General features: G+C 33.0%; 17 protein-coding genes. 12 read left to right on the forward strand and 5 right to left on the reverse strand.

Going from position 1 to position 17,832, the window contains the following annotated elements; all coding sequences use genetic code 11:
• Position 1: 1 nt before the first annotated feature.
• From AAFU52_RS09640 to AAFU52_RS09675, 8 genes are all read left to right on the forward strand, one after another.
• Positions 2-1,006 (forward strand): vWA domain-containing protein, encoded by a 1,005-nt coding sequence (locus AAFU52_RS09640; protein ID WP_024769724.1) that lies wholly within the window; start codon positions 2-4, stop codon positions 1,004-1,006.
• A gap of 59 nt (positions 1,007-1,065) precedes the next feature.
• The gene (locus AAFU52_RS09645) at positions 1,066-2,100 is read left to right on the forward strand and encodes a vWA domain-containing protein (protein WP_438426283.1); all 1,035 of its coding nucleotides are present in this window, start codon (positions 1,066-1,068) and stop codon (positions 2,098-2,100) included.
• 6 nt (positions 2,101-2,106) lie between these two features.
• Positions 2,107-2,994 carry a tetratricopeptide repeat protein gene (locus AAFU52_RS09650; RefSeq protein WP_438426285.1) on the forward strand — a complete coding sequence of 296 codons (888 nt, stop codon included), beginning with the start codon at positions 2,107-2,109 and terminating at the stop codon, positions 2,992-2,994.
• 55 nt (positions 2,995-3,049) lie between these two features.
• Positions 3,050-4,816 carry a BatD family protein gene (locus AAFU52_RS09655; protein ID WP_024769721.1) on the forward strand — a complete coding sequence of 589 codons (1,767 nt, stop codon included), beginning with the start codon at positions 3,050-3,052 and terminating at the stop codon, positions 4,814-4,816.
• 4 nt (positions 4,817-4,820) lie between these two features.
• Positions 4,821-5,570, forward strand: coding sequence for a tetratricopeptide repeat protein (locus AAFU52_RS09660; protein WP_024769720.1), 750 nt, complete (start codon positions 4,821-4,823; stop codon positions 5,568-5,570).
• 81 nt (positions 5,571-5,651) lie between these two features.
• A complete protein-coding gene (locus tag AAFU52_RS09665) occupies positions 5,652-5,978 on the forward strand; it encodes a hypothetical protein (protein WP_438426287.1) in 327 nt (108 codons plus the stop codon).
• Positions 5,979-6,172: 194 nt separating this feature from the next.
• Positions 6,173-6,802: a carbonic anhydrase family protein gene (locus AAFU52_RS09670; protein WP_024769718.1), complete on the forward strand. Its 630-nt coding sequence runs from the start codon at positions 6,173-6,175 to the stop codon at positions 6,800-6,802.
• Positions 6,803-6,837: 35 nt separating this feature from the next.
• Positions 6,838-8,706, forward strand: coding sequence for a SulP family inorganic anion transporter (locus tag AAFU52_RS09675; RefSeq protein WP_024769717.1), 1,869 nt, complete (start codon positions 6,838-6,840; stop codon positions 8,704-8,706).
• Positions 8,707-8,767: 61 nt separating this feature from the next.
• Here AAFU52_RS09675 and AAFU52_RS09680 read toward each other — a convergent pair whose 3' ends face one another.
• Together AAFU52_RS09680 and AAFU52_RS09685 are read right to left on the reverse strand one after the other, a co-directional pair.
• Entirely contained in the window at positions 8,768-9,904 is a 1,137-nt protein-coding gene (locus tag AAFU52_RS09680; RefSeq protein ID WP_438426289.1) for a sterol desaturase family protein, read from the reverse strand.
• A 19-nt stretch (positions 9,905-9,923) separates the two neighbouring features.
• Positions 9,924-10,451, reverse strand: a complete 528-nt coding sequence (locus AAFU52_RS09685) for a CvpA family protein (RefSeq protein ID WP_438426290.1) — start codon at positions 10,449-10,451, stop codon at positions 9,924-9,926.
• A gap of 109 nt (positions 10,452-10,560) precedes the next feature.
• Between AAFU52_RS09685 and AAFU52_RS09690 the strand changes: the two genes are divergently transcribed.
• Positions 10,561-10,803, forward strand: coding sequence for a hypothetical protein (locus AAFU52_RS09690; protein ID WP_438426291.1), 243 nt, complete (start codon positions 10,561-10,563; stop codon positions 10,801-10,803).
• A gap of 4 nt (positions 10,804-10,807) precedes the next feature.
• Positions 10,808-11,083, forward strand: coding sequence for a hypothetical protein (locus AAFU52_RS09695; RefSeq protein WP_438426292.1), 276 nt, complete (start codon positions 10,808-10,810; stop codon positions 11,081-11,083).
• Here the strand turns inward: AAFU52_RS09695 and AAFU52_RS09700 are convergent.
• The 3 genes from AAFU52_RS09700 to AAFU52_RS09710 form a co-directional block, all read right to left on the reverse strand.
• The gene (locus AAFU52_RS09700) at positions 11,080-13,656 is read right to left on the reverse strand and encodes a TonB-dependent receptor (protein WP_438426293.1); all 2,577 of its coding nucleotides are present in this window, start codon (positions 13,654-13,656) and stop codon (positions 11,080-11,082) included. The two genes, AAFU52_RS09695 and AAFU52_RS09700, sit on opposite strands and share 4 nt — an antisense overlap.
• 64 nt (positions 13,657-13,720) lie before the next feature.
• Positions 13,721-14,623 (reverse strand): FecR family protein, encoded by a 903-nt coding sequence (locus AAFU52_RS09705; protein WP_438426294.1) that lies wholly within the window; start codon positions 14,621-14,623, stop codon positions 13,721-13,723.
• 57 nt (positions 14,624-14,680) lie between these two features.
• Positions 14,681-15,193: an RNA polymerase sigma factor gene (locus AAFU52_RS09710; RefSeq protein WP_438426295.1), complete on the reverse strand. Its 513-nt coding sequence runs from the start codon at positions 15,191-15,193 to the stop codon at positions 14,681-14,683.
• A gap of 73 nt (positions 15,194-15,266) precedes the next feature.
• Between AAFU52_RS09710 and AAFU52_RS09715 the strand changes: the two genes are divergently transcribed.
• Complete coding sequence (locus AAFU52_RS09715; RefSeq protein WP_438426296.1) at positions 15,267-16,844, forward strand: 7TM domain-containing protein; 1,578 nt, start codon at positions 15,267-15,269, stop codon at positions 16,842-16,844.
• An 82-nt stretch (positions 16,845-16,926) separates the two neighbouring features.
• A complete protein-coding gene (locus AAFU52_RS09720) occupies positions 16,927-17,805 on the forward strand; it encodes a sugar-transfer associated ATP-grasp domain-containing protein (RefSeq protein ID WP_438426297.1) in 879 nt (292 codons plus the stop codon).
• Positions 17,806-17,832 lie beyond the last annotated feature (27 nt).

Consider the following 17,832-nt stretch of genomic DNA (forward strand, 5'->3'; position numbering starts at 1 on the left):
GATGTTTGAAAATTTTACATTTGAGAATCCACAGTTTTTTTGGTTGTTTTTACTACTTCCATTAGCAATAGGGTGGTATATATGGAAACGAAATAAGCAACAAGCAGCTTTAAAAATATCTAGCGTTAAAGGATTTAAAATTTCTGGGAGCTGGCTCACCAAATTAAAACCGTTGTTGTTTATTATACGCCTAATAGCATTATCTTTAATTATTACTGCATTAGCAAGACCTAGAACGGTAGATGTATCTACCAAAACTAAGACTACCAAAGGTATCGATATTGTAATGTCGATAGATGTATCTGCCAGTATGTTGGCAAAAGATCTTAAACCTAATAGATTAGAAGCATTAAAAGAAGTAGCTGCAGAATTTATTAAAGATCGACCCAATGATCGTATTGGTTTGGTCGTATATGCAGGAGAGAGTTTTACCAAAACTCCAATTACAAGTGATAAATCAATTGTGCTGGGTAGTTTAAAAGATGTGAAATATGATAACGTTTTAGAGAATGGTACGGCTATAGGAATGGGATTGGCAACGTCTGTAAATCGACTTAAAGACAGTAAAGCTAAGAGTAAAGTGATTATTTTACTTACAGATGGTTCTAATAATGCTGGTTTTATAGACCCTAAGATTGCTTCAGAATTAGCGGTAGAATATGGTATTAAAACCTATACAATTGGTATTGGTACAAACGGAATGGCTTTGGCTCCTGTTGCTATATTACCAAATGGATCTTTTCAATACGGTAGAGTACAGGTAGAAATCGATGAAGATTTATTAAAAGAAATAGCTAAGGTTACCGGAGGTAAATATTTTAGAGCAACAAACAATAAAAAATTACAACAGATTTATCAAGAAATTGATAAATTAGAAAGAACAGATATCGAAGAATTTAAATTCTATAATTACGAAGAAAAATTTAGATCACTGGTGCTGCTGGCAGGATTATTAATTTTTATAGAATTTTTGTTTAGATATACAATATTTAGAAGTTTTATTTAAAAAAAATAGAAATCTCGCAGGTATAAAAAACTAATGAGATTTAATGAATAAGGTAGAAAATGTACGTATTAGAAGAGAAAATATATTTCTGGTTATTATTGGGTGTTCCAGTACTAATTCTGCTGTTTTTAGGAGTGTTAGTTTGGCAAAAGACGGCTCAGAAGAAGTTTGCAGATGCAGCACTTCTTAAAAAATTGAGCCCTAATCGATCTATCTTTAAATCAATATTAAAGATTATAGTAATTAGTTTAGCTCTGGCTTGCTTGGTGATAGCACTGGTTAACCCTAAGGTAGGGACAAAACTTGAAACCGTAAAACGAGAAGGAGTAGATGTCGTTTTTGCAATAGATGTTTCTAAAAGTATGCTGGCAGAAGATATTGCACCTAATAGATTAGAAAAGTCAAAGCAATTAGTTACCCAAATTATCAATAACCTGGCGAGTGATCGCATTGGGATCATTGCATATGCAGGTAGTGCTTTTCCTCAATTACCAATTACTACAGACTATGCTTCGGGAAAGATGTTCCTGCAATCTATGAATACAGAAATGCTATCCTCTCAGGGAACTGCAATTTATGAAGCTATAGAATTGGCAAAAACATACTATAATGATGAAGAGCAAACCAATAGAGTTTTATTTATTGTAAGTGATGGAGAAGATCATGAAGGTAATGTAAAGGTCATTGCAGAAGAAGCTGCCAAAGAAGGAATTAAGATCTTTACTATCGGTGTAGGACTAGAAAAAGGAGCACCTATACCTATAAAACGAAACGGAATTATACAAAGTTATAAGAAAAATAGTCAGGGAGGTACTGTTATTACCAAATTAAACCCGACAACTTTACAGGAAATTGCTAATCAAGCAAATGGCACATACATTGATGGTAGAAATACAAGCGAAGTTGTAGAAGAAGTAACCACGGTACTGCAAAATATGGATAAGAAAGAATTCGAAGCCAAGCAGTTTGCAGATTTTAAAGATCAGTTTCAGTGGTTTCTGTTTGCCGGATTATTATTATTATTATTAGATATTTTCTTATTAGAAAGAAAAACATCTTGGGTAAAAAAATTAAACCTGTTTAACGAACAATAGTGAAGTATGAAAAAGATTTTATGTATTATATTATGTTTTCAGATGGGGATTATATGTGCTCAGGAAGAGAATCGTGATGAAGTTATTAATGAAGCAAATCAGTTTATAGCTACAGGTAATAAGGTTCTGGTTAAAGACGGTAATTTTCCTAAAGCAGAAGGAGAATACAGAAAAGCGATTGCCAAAAACCCTGTAAATTCTACAGCAAAATATAATTTAGCTAATGCGTATTATAATTCTGAAAAATATGACGAAGCTACGCATCGTTATACAGAAGCAGCTAAGGTAGCTTCGGCTAAATCAGAAAAACATAAGGCATTTCATAATCAGGGAAATACCTATATGGAACAAAAAAAATATAAAGAAGCTGTTGAAGCTTATAAAAATGCACTTAGAAATAATCCTAAAGATGATGAAACCCGTTATAACCTGGCATTAGCAAAAAAAATGCTAGAGCAACAACAGGAGCAGAACGATCAGAATAAGGACAAAGATAAAGACAAAGATCAGAAGGAGGATAATAAGGATAAGAAAGAAGGAGACGATAAAGAAGATAAAAAGGGAGATGACGGAGATAAGGAAAAAGAAAAGGGAGAAGATCAAAAGGATAAAGAAGGAGATAAAGGAGAAGATAAAAAGGATGAAGGAGATAAAGAAAAAGATGAGAAGGGTGAGCCTAAAGATGAGAAAAAGGATAAAGGAAAAGATCAAAAAGATCAGGAAGGCAAACCTAAAGACCAGCAGCAACAACAGCAACAGGTTCAAGGTAAATTATCACCAGAACAAGTTAAAAGTTTACTCGAAGCTATGAACAATCAGGAAAAGAAAGTTCAGGATAAGATTAACGCCAAAAAAGCTCAAGGGTCAAAAGTTAAAACAGATAAAGACTGGTAATTTGATAAAAGACTTGTTAGGTTTTAAAAATCTAACGATCTAAATAGCATAAAAAATGAAACTAAAACTAATTTTTCTAACCTTATTTCTGACCACAATGCAGTTTGCATTGGGGCAAGTGAGGTTTGAGGCTAAAGTAAGCAAGAAAAAGTTAGGTGTAAATGAAAGATTACGAGTAGATTTTGAAATGAATAAAGATGGGGACAATTTTACACCTCCTTCCTTTTCGGGATTTACAGTTATAGGTGGACCTAATCAATCTATTAGTAATTCATGGGTTAATGGAAAACGATCATACGCCAAAACATTCAGTTATTTTCTTGAACCTACACGTAGAGGACAATTTACTATAAAACAAGCAACTATAGAGATTGATGGGCAGACGTATAAAACATTACCGATAAGAGTTGAAGTTACAGGCGCAGTAGATAAACCAAAAGATGGCAATGATACAGATTTTGTTGCCAGTGAAAACCTTCATCTTATAGCAGAAGTTTCTAAATCAGATCCCTATTTAAATGAGGCAATTACAGTTGTTTATAAACTATATGTTAGTCCGCGAATTAGTGTAAGCAACTGGCGAGAGCTAGACAGCCCAAAATACAGCGATTTTTGGAGTCAGGCAATCGATATGAAACAACTCAAAATTGAAAATGGGGAATATAAAGGAGAACCATATCGTTATGTAGTGCTTCGTAAAACAGTACTATATCCGCAAAAAACAGGTAAATTAAATATAGAGCCTCTCACTTTAACCGTTTCTGTAGATGTTCCCACAAAAAGAAGAGACATTTTTGGTGGTAGATTATACACAACGGTTAATAAGACTGTAGCTGCAGGTAATAGAATAATAGAGGCAAAACCTTTACCAATACAAGGAAAACCAGATGATTTTTCGGGCGCAGTGGGAGATTTTGATTTCAAAGTAACTACTAATAAAGCAGAGCTAGATGCTACAGAATCTTTAGATGCTAAGGTTTTGGTTACTGGTAATGGTAATTTAAAACTATTTGATTTACCAAAGCTTAATGTGCCTAATGGTTTAGAACAATATGAACCGCAGCATAATGAAAGAGTACGAACAAATCTTACGGGTATGGGAGGTAATATATCTGACACCTACACCTTAGTGCCACAATATAAAGGTAAATATCCAATACCATCAATTTCGTTTTCTTATTTTGATTTAAAAACAGAAACATATAAAAGAATTACATCAGATGAGATTGTAGTTAATGTGAAAAATGGCCCTGATGGGGGAGATACAGTCGTTACATCAGAATCTGGAGGGACAAATAAAAAATTAGTAACTCAAGTGGGAAATCAGTTTAGATTTTTAAAACTAAATGCAGGTCTTCAACCTATTAAAAAAGAGTACTTTTTTAAATCTACTGTGTACTGGTTGTCATTAACGGCACCTTTATTAGCGATTCCTCTATTCCTTTTCTTTGGTAAAAAAAGACAAGAACGACTAAGCGATGTAAGTGGTAACCGAGTTCGGAAAGCAGATAAATTGGCTCGTAAATATCTTTCTGAGGCTAAAAAGAATCTAGGAAACCAAAAAGAGTTCTATATAGCTATGGAACGAGCATTACATAATTATTTAAAAGCAAAACTACATATCCAAACAAGTGATATGAGTAAAGAACGTATCCAGCGATTACTAAAAGAACGTGATGTTGAAGATGCGATATCTATAGAATTTATTGCATTGTTAGAGAGCTGTGAGTTTGCAAGATATACTCCATCTTCTACTTCGGCAATGCAACAGGATTATGATAAAGCCTCTAGAGTAATTGCATCAATAGATAAACAACTATAAATGTATGAAAAGAATAGTTGAAGCACTTATTTTTTTAAGTATAACATTAGGTTTCTCTCAGGATAAAGAAGCATTTCAGAGAGGAAATTCGCTATATAATCAAGAAAATTACCAGGAAGCTATAGATGCGTATAAATCGATTTTGGATGCTGGTCAGGAATCAGCTTCGCTATACTATAATCTTGGCAATGCAAACTATAAATTAAGTAACATTGGACCTAGTATTTTTTATTATGAAAAAGCATTAGCATTATCACCTAATGATGAAGATATTAAAAACAATCTGGCTTTTGCACAGAAGGCTACAATAGACGCAATAGATGTAATCCCAGATGGTTTTATTTCGAGAACGTTTAAGAAGTTTACTAATATGCTGGCTTTTGATAGTTGGGCATGGTTTTCGGTGATCTGTATCATTATATTTGTTCTCCTGTTTATTCTGTATTATACAGCACATAGTTCTTTAAAAAAGAGAATATTCTTTGTGGGGTCGTGGGCGATACTAATTTTTGGATTATTTGGTGTATTCTTTGCTTTCTCACAATATAATTATATTAAAAATAACCAGTTTGCAATCATTTTTGCTCAGGAAACAACCATAAAAAGTGAACCAAACCTTAGAAGTGAAGAAGTTTTTGAACTTCATGAAGGAACTAAAGTGCTGGTGACAGAAACAGTAAATGATTGGAAAAAAATTAAACTTGCTGATGGTAAAATTGGCTGGATTCCTAAAACCGATTTAAGAGAGTTGTGATTGGTTAATAAAATTTGCAATACATTAACAACATTTGGAAGCAATACTGTTATTTTTGCTTTTTAAAATTGCTTTATAGTGATGATTAAACTTCAAATAACCAGATTATTGATAGTATTCGGATTTTTTCTGAATCTAGTCGATTATGGTATTGAGTTAATGCATTTATATGAAGGAAGTAAAAGTGAAATTGTATTTAATATTGAAGATACCGAAGAAAACTCTGATCCGGTAGAAAAAGAAAATTCTGAAAAAGAAGATTTTAAAGAGAACGATAAAATTTCTCAATACTTTATGGATGAGGTAACTTCTGTATCGAATCTGAGTATTAAACGTTACCCAGAATTTTATATTCAGAATTCTCCTGTATTTTTAGAATATACTACTCCACCACCTGAAATCGTATAAACAAGTAAACGATTAAGATACCTTTTAACCATTCTGAATAGGTATTATATATAGTAGGTGAAATAATAAACAAATTGGATATATAGTTTTTCAAAACCTAAAGACACATAGGTTATTGAATTCCTTTTAATGGATAGCCGCTAAATTCTATCTCTAATAGATACTGTGATAATGCAGATTTTTAAAAAAAAAATATGAAAACACAAACTAAAGAAACACAATCAGAAATGACACCGCAAATGTCATTAACATATCTAGAAGAAGGCAACCAACGCTTTTTGAAAAGCTTAAGAGCAGATAGAAATTTATTAGATCAAGTTAAGGATACTAAAGGAGGTCAATATCCTTTTGCAGCAGTTCTTAGTTGTATAGATTCAAGAGTTCCTGTAGAGATTGTTTTTGATCAAGGTATAGGTGATCTTTTTAGTGCACGAGTAGCAGGTAACTTTGTAAATGAAGATATTTTGGGAAGTATAGAGTATGCTTGTAAAGTAGCAGGATCTAAACTAGTGGTAGTTTTGGGTCATACAAGTTGCGGAGCAGTAAAAGGAGCTTGTGATGATGTCAAATTGGGTAATATTACAGGTTTATTAAGTAAAATCAAACCTGCTGTAGAAGCTGTGAAAGAACCAAAAGAGGAATCCCTTAGAAACTCTGGAAATATCGAATTTGTAAATAATGTTTCTAAACAAAATGTGATGTTAACCATAGAGAATATGAGAAATGGGAGTGAGGTTTTGAAAGAATTAGAGGCCAGTGGAGATATTCAGATCATAGGAGCTATGTACCATGTTGATTCTGGAAAGATTGAGTTTTACGGATAAGATAGAATTAATTTTTATCGATTAATAAAAGAAATATGAAGTTTAAAGATTTATTTAGTAATGTAAAAGGAGATGCATTCGGAGGATTAACGGCAGGTATTGTAGCACTTCCTCTGGCATTAGCATTTGGAGTATCTTCGGGATTAGGCCCAAGTGCGGGATTGTATGGAGCAATTTTTATTAGTTTTTTTGCAGCACTATTCGGAGGGACAAATACTCAGATTTCTGGCCCTACAGCACCAATGACAGCTGTAAGTATGCTGGTAATTGCAGGAATAATAGGTGCTAATGATGGAGATGTAGAAAAGGCTTTACCGGCTATTTTAACAGTATTCTTGCTTTCTGGTTTAATGCAGATTGGTTTGGGAGTTATAGGAATAGGAAAATATATCAGATATATTCCTTATCCCGTTGTATCTGGATTTATGACAGCAATTGGTGTGATGATTCTAATCACCCAGTTTTTACCGGCGCTGGGATATTATCCAAAAGAAGATACCGAATTTGTAAATACATTTAAACCTGAAGCAGAAGAAGTTATTTTGGATAAGATCTTGAAAGAAGAAGCAGGAGAGGGGATTTTGGTACTAGAGGATTTTAAGGAAACTATAAAAAGAGCAGAAACCATTTCTAATGAAGAAATAAATCTTGAAGCCGTTACTCTGGCAGGAAATGACGCTTCGGGTGTAATAGGAGCGATTAAAAGTTTACCAAATGCATTATCTAATATCAACTATTTAGAACTTATACTGTGTTTAATAACCATAATCATTATTTATGGTTTTAAAAGAATTACAACTGCCATCCCTAGTACATTAGTTGCTTTGGCTCTGGTCTCTGGAGTAGCCTATGGTTTTGGTTTAAACTATAGACCAATTGAAGAAATACCAAGCGGTTTTCCGGTACCGAATTTATCCATGTTTTCAAGCTTTAGTTTAGGCACAATAACCCCTTATATTTTTACGGCATTATCTTTGGCATTTTTAGGAGCTATTGATTCGCTGTTAACATCGGTTGTGGCAGATAATATGACCAAGACCAAACATAAGCCTAATAAAGAATTAGTTGGGCAAGGGATAGGAAATAGTATTGCTGCAATATTTGGAGGTATTCCGGGAGCAGGAGCTACGATCAGAACCGTAGTTAATATTAATGCTGGTGGTAAAACTAGATTATCAGGAATGATTGCCGGAATTATGCTATTAATTATACTGTTAGCTCTAGGGCCTGTGGCTTCTCAGATTCCTGCAGCTGTTTTAGCAGGGATTTTAATTACCGTAGGTATAGGAGTAATGGATTATAAAGGATTAAAAGCGATACCTCATATACCTAAGATAGAAGTTGCAATCATGATTATTGTTTTGGTTTTATCTGTATTTTGGAACCTAGTATTTGCTGTTGGTATAGGTTTAGTAATTGCATCTCTGATTTTTATGAAGAAGATGGGAGATGTTACCGCAAGTGAATCCAAAGTAGAATCATTAGATGGATTAGAACGTAATAATAATGGAGAAAAACTCTGGAAAGATGAAATTAATTTTCCAAAAGAGCTTAAAGAAGAGATATTTATCAAACATCTTAATGGTCCAGTATTTTTCGGATTTACAAGCGAATTACAACAGCTAGCCAACCAAATACCCGAATCTGCCACTCATGTTATTTTGAGAATGGATAGAGTACCTTATATGGACCAGTCGGGATTATATACACTAGAAGAGATTATTTTGGGTCTTGAACAAAAAGGCGTTCATACGCATATAGTGGGTATCCAAAAACAACCTTTGTATCTGGCAAAGAATATTGATATCATTCCGGATTTAATACCAGAAAACTGTGTGTTTGAAGACTTTGATTCCTGTATCGCCTATTTGGGAGGTATTGTAGAAGATACTGTAAGCTCGTAATAATACATAAACAACAAAATCTGCTCTGTAAATTTAGAATATTTTGCAGAGCAGTAAATATCTATCGTTCACTAGGGTTTTCAATTTCATTACTATTTGCAGGATCTTTAATGAACGGGAAGATAAATTGTCTAATAAAACCTTTAGGGAATTTCACATCACCAAGTCCAGTACTTTCTGGCCATGTTTTCCCCATTGGATAATATGTCCCAAAGATCATATCAATAAACGGGAAATGAATAGCAAAGTTCTTGTCATAGGCCTTGGGGTCATCAGAGTGATGCCAATGATGGTATTGAGGCGTTACAAAGACATAACGTAAAAAGCCAAAGTTAATTCGTGTATTTGAATGAGCGAGTACGGCTTGAATCGAAACAATTACAATATAGGTAGTGAAAACAGATATACTGAATCCAAAGACATAAATTGGTAAAAATGAAATGGCACGAACAACAATTAAATCAAGAAAATGAGTTCTAGAACCAGCTAACCAATCAATATCTTTTGTAGAATGATGTACTGCATGGAAACGCCATAGGAAGGGAAGTTTGTGAAAAAAATAATGTCCTGTCCATTGAAATAGATCAGAGACAAGCAATGCAAGGAATAATTGAGGTAAAAACCAAATTCCTTGAGTCCATTCGTGGAGCCCACTTAAACCAATGCCAGAGAAAGCAATAACAGAAGGTAGTTGTACAAGAACCCCAGTTACCTGAATAAGCAAATGACCAATAATAAAATAGACTAAATCTGTTTTCCATTCTTCATGAAATTTTGTCTGTTCAAGCCTTTTAGGTAAGAATAGTTCGATGGGAATAAAGATAAAAGCAGAGATAAGAATGTCTAATAGAAGCCAGTCCAATCCAATTGTAATCGACTTAGAATCAATTTCTTGATATTCTGGTATACCAGTACCTAGTAAAATTGTTGTGGCAATGATTAAAACAGCAAAGAAACCAAGTTTTGTTTTTTTGCTCAAAATAAAGCTTGTTAATGCAAATATAAACGATAACGCTAGAATTCCTAAAAGAGCCCATCTAACATAATTTGGTTTGTATAGAGCTCTAAAATCACTAGTGGTTAGGTATTCTGGGAAATAAGCACATATTGTTGTTCCAAAGCATACAATAGCCAAAAAAATAGATAGGTAGCCACTAATTTTCCCTTCTCCTATTGTAAGTCGTTTATTTCTAGTCATTTTTGTTCTGTTATATTTTTTAAATTTGAGTATCCTTTTTAGAATCTTCAGAGTCGTTAGTATCTTCTTCTTTTAGAATACTAGGCAATATCATTGGTGCTAACTTCCGAACAGGAGTATATAACACAGAAGAGTTAAGTGTTTCTTCCTTAAGAATAGTAATATTTCTATTTATGGCATCGACAAAAATAATAATGACACTGGCAATAAACGCCATTTTCAGCACTCCAAAAACACCACCTAAGATTTTATTTAAAATGCCTAGCGCAGCGTAATCCGCTATTTTGGTAAGAATTTTACCTGCCAAAGAAACAAGGATAACCACGACAATAAAAGTTACTGCAAAAGCTACCAATTTCATAGCTCCTTCTTCCCAATTTACATATTGTTCTAAATATCCTCCTGCAATATGAGAAAAATGAACAGCAATATATATACCAACGATAAGAGCAACAAGAGAAGCTAGTGAGGAAAATAATCCCTTACTAAATCCTTTTATTAGCCCCCATAACAAAAGAATTCCTAAAATAATATCGATGTAATTCATTAATGAATAGTTATTGAATCTCAAATATAATTCTTTCTGTGTATAAGTACACTTTGTCATTTTAATTTTTATTATATATATTTAGCATATTATATATATAATATATAAAATGAGAAAAATAATAGATATTGATGATAAAATAATCCCTAAGCTTAAGTTAATAGCGGCAATAGAGGGTTCTAGCGTAAAAAAGACTATGGAAAAAGCTATTGTATGGTATATCAAAAAAAAGCAAAAAGAACAGATGGCTGTAATGTCTTTAGAGCAAAAAGAGGATTTGGGATTATTACTTTTAATGCAACAAGCTAATGCCCAATCTACAGTAAGTGAAGAAGAATTATTTAAACCCTAGTAACATGGTGTTAAAAGCCTCTTCTCAATTTTCTATAGACCTTAAAAAAGTTAAAGATCTTTCGTTACAGGATAAGGTGAAACATGTCCTGAAATCATTAAAAACAGCCAAAAATGTAAATGATGTACCTCATTTCAGAAAAATAAGTGGCAATAATAAAGCTTATAAAATGGGTATAGGGTTTTATTATTTGGTAGGAATCATAACATCAGAGCAGGAAATAACATTGATGCGATTATTACATCGGGATGAAGTGCTGCAAGCCATTAAAAACACTTAAAAATATAATCGTAAAACTACATTAGGAGTAATTCCCAATGATTCTTGCTGCAACTTATCTAATTCTATTTCTCCAGTAGTAGCATTATCATCAACCCTATAACTTATAGATATAGGTACTTGTCTATTATATATGTTTTGTATTGATGCACCTATTTGTCCTCTCCAGTTACCAGTTTTATTGAAATCAAATCGATAAATAGCAGAAATGTCTAATCTATGATATTCTGGTAAACGCTTTGCATTGGCAGCACCGTATTCGATCTCATCATTTACAAGATCAGCATCGGTAAAAGGAGCTCCTGATCGCCATAACCAACCTAAAGAAAATTCCCAATCATTGATTTCATATGTATTAGAAATTCTAAAATTATGAGTGATATCGTTATTCCCGCGGAAAGAAGCTTCTTGTATTTCAGGAAAAGTATATTTAATATCGTTAAAAGTATATCCCATCCAGGTTCTAAAATTTTTGAATTTCTTTTTTAATAATACATCTACTCCATAAATTATACTTTCACCAGTAGATAAATCATTATTGATTGTATTAAATCCATTGGTGACCGATGTTAAACCATTGATATTTTTATAATAGCCGTCAATCTCAAAATTCCATCCTTTTTTAGAGAACAATAATCCTGTAGAATATTGAGTGCTTTTTAATACAGGAACTTCTTCATTGGCATGTATCCATAAATTATTTTCTAGGCGAAGCTGGGTATCTTCAAATTCTATTAATTGACTTATTGGTTGATATCTAAGTTCTCCTGTTGCCTTTATTCTTAATAGATTAGTAATGGGATACTCAATATTTACTCTGGGTTCAATATACAATTGATTGACTATCGAATAATGTGATGTTCTTATTCCAAAATTGAAGAAACTCTTATTTTTTGGTAAAAATTTATAGTTTACATATATGGTATTTGCATTGTTTTTTACCTTGTCTGACTCGTTTATTGGCGTTTCAAATTCAGCTTCTCTTGTGATTGTGTAAAATACTTCACTATTAGAAAATTGGTATCCCAGCATGAACGAATTTTTGGTATCAAGATCATAAGTGATATTCAGATCTAATCCAACATCTTCTACGGTATTCTTTCTAATCGATTGTTTTTCTATTTGTAATTCTTGTCTTTCGGTGAACAAATAATCAGAATCATACTTAGAATAATATGCTTTTAAGCTATGATGAAAATGATCTAGTTTAGTGCCTTTCCAGGAAAAGCTAACTCCTTTATTTTGGATCTCAAGATCGTCGGTAATTAAATCTTCATCATCATTGATTTCGAAAGCAAGATCATTGTTGGTATAAATCGTACTCGCTAGAATTTTGTCATTTTCTGAAGCATCGATAATTAGTTTAGCACTGGCATCATAGAAGAAAAAATTATTTTCGGCAATTGCTTCTTCGCGTTCTTCTTCTTCATCATCATCTTCTTCTCCTTCTTCGCCTGGAACAGGGGCTTGATTCGGATTTTCAACTATTTTGGTGTTTTGAAATACTTTTTCAGAAAGAGCATTATAGGTAGGGGTTTCAAAAACATCGGTATAAGATCGTCTTCCAGAAAGTATCAAACCTACAGTTTTTGCCACAGGAATTTTCGTAAAAACATCTGCATGAGTACCATTGACTCCGACACCGCCATTAAATTTTTTAGGTACCTTTTTATCACTAGAAATATCAATAACACCAGATACTCTGTCTCCATACTTTGGATCTGCACCTCCTTTAAAAATTTTGGCACTCTCGACAACATTAGGATTAAAAGCAGAAAACATCCCAAAGAAATGACCGGTATTATACATTTTTATATCATCCCAAATGACAAGGTTTTGATCTGGTGATCCTCCACGAATTTGTATCCCAGTTGCTGTTTCATCCGGGCTATTTATTCCTGGAATTAGTTGAATACTTTGTAAAATATCTGGTTCGCTTTGACCAGGAAGAATACCAAGTTCTTCATTCGAAATTCTAAATGAGCCGTCAATGTTTTTGTCAATTCCGGTAGTGATGTATTCTACAATAAGCACTTCTGCCAAAGAGGTGCTTTCGATAAAAAGTGGGATTCTGGGACAACTTGAGGCTTTAAAAGAAGACGCTTTCATCGCTTTGTCTTTATAGCCAACATATTGTATTGTGATTATTGTGTTCTTATCTATACTACCTAATTGAAAAAAACCATCGTCATTGGCTATAGTTCCTGTTTTAGTGTTTTCAATACTTATTGATGCGTAGGAGAGAGGTTCGTTGGTAGTTTCATCAAAAAGATACCCACAGACTTCAACTTTATTGTTGGGAGCACTAACAATCACCTGTCTATCTGATATTTTTTTAAAATTAAGATTAGTTAATGTTTTTAAAGTAGTTAAAATCTCGTCTAATGGTGTATTGTTAATAGCCAATGTGATGATCTTGTTTTTTACGGTTTCATTACTGAATGAAAAAATGAGATCATACGATTCTGATAGTTCGTTAAGTACCTGTTGTAAAGGCGTTTTTTGGTAGTTTTTAGTGATTTGTGCCTGTAAAGAGCATGTGCAAAAAAGTAATAGTAACAGAATTTTCTTCATTGTATATTTTGGTTTTAGAGGAGTCTAAAACGTTAAGATTCTTAGATAATTAATGTATTTATGGCTAGGGAGTAGAAAGTAAAACAGTAGTTCCATTAACCACATATTCTATCCCCATAGGTACTAAAACGGATTCTAGAGCAATATTTAAGTTATTATAATTAAACCCACCAGTGAATAACTGATTTTGATCAATTTTATCACGTTTAAAAGTGATATCGTATTGTCTCTCTAATTCGTCTAATACATTTATTAATGGAATGCTATTAAAAATGCTTTCTCCCTTTTTCCATAAAGGTTCCAGGTCTGTAATGGTTTGATCTATAAGTTTTTTATCTTTTAACAAAACACCATTTCCTTTTTGTAATATCTTTTGTTGGTTATCTTGTATGGAGACTCGTACTTTTCCTTCATAACAACCTACCCTAAATTCATTAGATCTACTCTTTACATTAAACTGAGTTCCTAAGACCTCGATTTTCCCTAATTTGGTTGCTACCGTAAAATTAGTACCAGAAGTCACTTTAAAATATGCTTCTCCGTCTAAAGTGATTTTTCGATTTTGTGACCAGAAAAAACGTTGATGTGTTAAGGTAGATGCGGCATTAAGATCGACAGAACTTCCATCTGGTAAAACAACGGCCAATTGTTGTCCGGGATTAGTAGTATAACTTACCGTGTTAAAGAAAAGCCCAATGATTAATAGTATAGAAGCTGCTGCTGTAAAAGTGTATACAATTGGCTTTAAATTGATCACTTTTGCTTTTTTAGGTCGATAAATCTTACCTAAAGTCTTAGCTAATGAGGGTTGTAGGTCAAAAGAAGGAGCCTTAAAATAGGCTAGTCCATCTACGATTTTTTTATAATCATCGTATTCTGGAAGCTTTTTTAGCTCTTCTAATTCTTCGGGGCTAAGGTCGTTATTCAACCACTTTGCCAGATATGTATTTTCCTTTTCGTCAAGCATAATTTCTACCTTGTATCAGGAGAATAACAGGTAAGGTGTAAAATACCCTACCGTCTTTCATATATTTTTTACCAATTTTCTTAATTGCTTTAATGCATTATGCATTCTTTTTTCTACAGCTTTTACTGAAATGTCAAGCATTTCGGCGATTTCATTATATGTTTTCTTATCAATTCTATTTAGTAGAAAAACTTCTCTTTGGCCATCAGAAAGTTCGGCAATCGCATTCTGAAGCTTATCCATAAACTCCTTTTCTTCCATCACATAATCTGGAGATTCAATATTTTTGGTACTACGAGGTATTTTTGAATACTCTAATCTAACCTTCTTATGAGCAACTTGATTTAAGAATAAGTTGTTCGCAACAGTACACAAAAACCCTTTTGTTCTCTCAAAGATTACTTTTTTGCAGTTATCCCAAAGTTTTATAAATGCTTCTTGCATCACATCTTCTGCTTGTTCCTTATCCCCACATTTGTAGTAGATAAAATTTCTTATATCCTCAGCATGTGTCTCGAATAGCTTAGTGAATATGGATTGTTCACAAACAGATTTTGAGGATTGGGTCATAAAAAAGAATTTTTTTCGATTTGAGGTAGGGTGAAACGGCTCCTACCTGTTATTAATTCAAAAATAGATGATTATGAATTCGAAAACAAATCTTAAAATTGCATTAACTTTAATTTCAATAATTGCGATAATCTCAATAGGGCTCAAAATAAAACCAATCCTCAATAATTATGACAATTTTAATCCTGAAAAAGTTTATAAAATAAACTACAAGTTCTTTTTTAAATCAGGAGATAAAAACACTTCATTAAGAACATATATACCCAGTAGCAACCCCAGACAAAGGATTTCTAAAGAAAACGTCAAAAATGACACCACTCTGTCTTTTACTAAGAAAGAAGAAATTGGCGAAAATTTAAGAGCAATTTGGAACACCAAGGAGAAAAACACATATCATTCTGTGGATTATGAATTTGTTTTCGAAGGAAAAAATAGAAATTTTAGAATCCCGAAAGTCTTTAATGTTGCATCGGGCAAGTATAGAAAATATCTTAAACCTACTCAGAATATTCAATCTGATAATGAAATTATCAATGAATTAGCGACTCAACTCGGTCAAAACACCAAAAATGATAAAGAGGTAATCAAAAATATTTTTGATTACGTATACGCTATTCCTTCGGCACCGATCATTACACTCACAGATGCCGTAACCACAATTGAACAGAATAGAGCTTCATGCAATGGTAAAAGTAGATTATTCGTGGCTTTAAGTAGAAATTTGGGATATCCCGCAAGAATAAGAGGTGGGATTATAGTAGAAAATACAGATAAAAGAACATCACATGCCTGGGTAGAAGTATTGATTAATGAAACATGGGTTCCTTTTGATGCATTAAATAATCATTTTGGGTATTTGCCTGCTAATTACTTAGAGCTTTATCGAGGAGATAAATCTTTGATTACCCATACTGCAGGTATTCAGTTTGATTATACGTATAAGATGGATGAGGTAAATCATATTTCTTTCCTAAAAATGAATTCTGAAGAACTTCATGATCTACCTGGTTTTTCTCTTTGGCATCTTATCGATAAAAATGTAATACCATCAGGAGCTTTACATCTTTTATTATTATTACCTATTGGGGGATTTTTGGTTGCTTTTTTAAGAAATATTGTTGGATTAAAAACTTTTGGAGTATTCCTACCTGTATTGATTGCATTTTCTTTGTTGCATACAGGTTTCGTTTCTGGAATTGCAATTTTCGTGGGACTTATCACGTTTATTGGATTAATATCTTATCCTTTTGATAAACTAGGGTTGTTATATACACCAAAATTGGTAATCTCACTTACCACAATGGTATCTGTGATCCTGTTGGCAACACATTTTGGAATTAAGAATAACATAGAATGGCTTACAAAACTGACATTTTTCCCTATTATTATTCTTACGATTTCTGCAGAACGCTTCTCTCGCTCTACTCTGGAAGATGGTTATATAAAAGCCATAGATAAATTGTTTCAAACATTAATAGCGACATCAATTTCTTATCTCATACTATCCTGGTCATGGTTGCCATCTGTTCTGGTTTTATTCCCAGAGATATCTCTTTTAATCATAGCATCATCCACGTTATTAGGAAGATACATCGGTATACGATGGGTAGAATTGTTTAGGTTCAAGCCTCTTTTGAAAGCAGAAAAATAAAAAATCACCCTTTTTAGGTAGGGTATATAAAGACTCACCTGTTTCTATAGCAAACAAGAAGATAATAGTAAAAGACACGAATATGTTCTCAATAATTTTCAATAAAAAATCAACAGCAGCATCTGGTGTAATTGGTTTAAATGAAAGAAATATAAGACTCATTTATCCTAATAATCCAAAGAAACATTACCCTCTGGCTGATGATAAAGTGCTCACCAAAGAAATTTTACATCAATATAATATCCCTTGTGCAGAAACCTATGCTGTGATCGAGTATAATAGTGATATTAAGGAAGCATGGAAATCATGTCAACGATATAATTCTGTTGCAATTAAGCCAGCTAATGGTAGTGGAGGTGGTGGGATCAAAATTCTTAAAAAAGATAAGAATGATAATTGGATTAGCAATGGAGAAATAATTACCGATCGCCAGGTTTTTCAACATATGGCATCTATCATTATGGGATTCTTTTCATTAGGTTCTCACGATAGAGTACTTGTAGAAGAATGTATAGAACCACACCCTTTTTTTTGTGAGATATATCCTCAGGGAGTCCCGGATTTTAGAATCATAACGCTTAATAAAATACCCTTGATGGGGATGTTAAGAATGCCGACAGATAGGTCTGATGGCAAAGCCAACCTTCACCAAAATGGAGTAGGGATAGGTGTAGACATGAAAGAAGGAAGATTATTAGAAGTGTATGATGGTAAAGAATATAGCAATCATCACCCAGATAGTACATTTTTGGTTAATGGTACCCCCATACCATACTGGAAAGAAATTTTGGAAATATCTGTTGCAACAGCAAAGGCATTTCCATTAAACTATCTGGGGATTGATATTGTGATTGATAAAAATAAAGGTCCACAAATTATGGAAATTAATGTTCGACCAGGCCTTGGAATTCAACTAGTAAATAAAACGGGATTAAAAGAAGTAATAAAACGAGCTATTTAAATAACTCATTAAACAAAAGAAGAAAAA

The organism is Aquimarina macrocephali, from assembly GCF_051627225.1.
In the GTDB taxonomy this organism is placed as follows: domain Bacteria; phylum Bacteroidota; class Bacteroidia; order Flavobacteriales; family Flavobacteriaceae; genus Aquimarina; species Aquimarina macrocephali.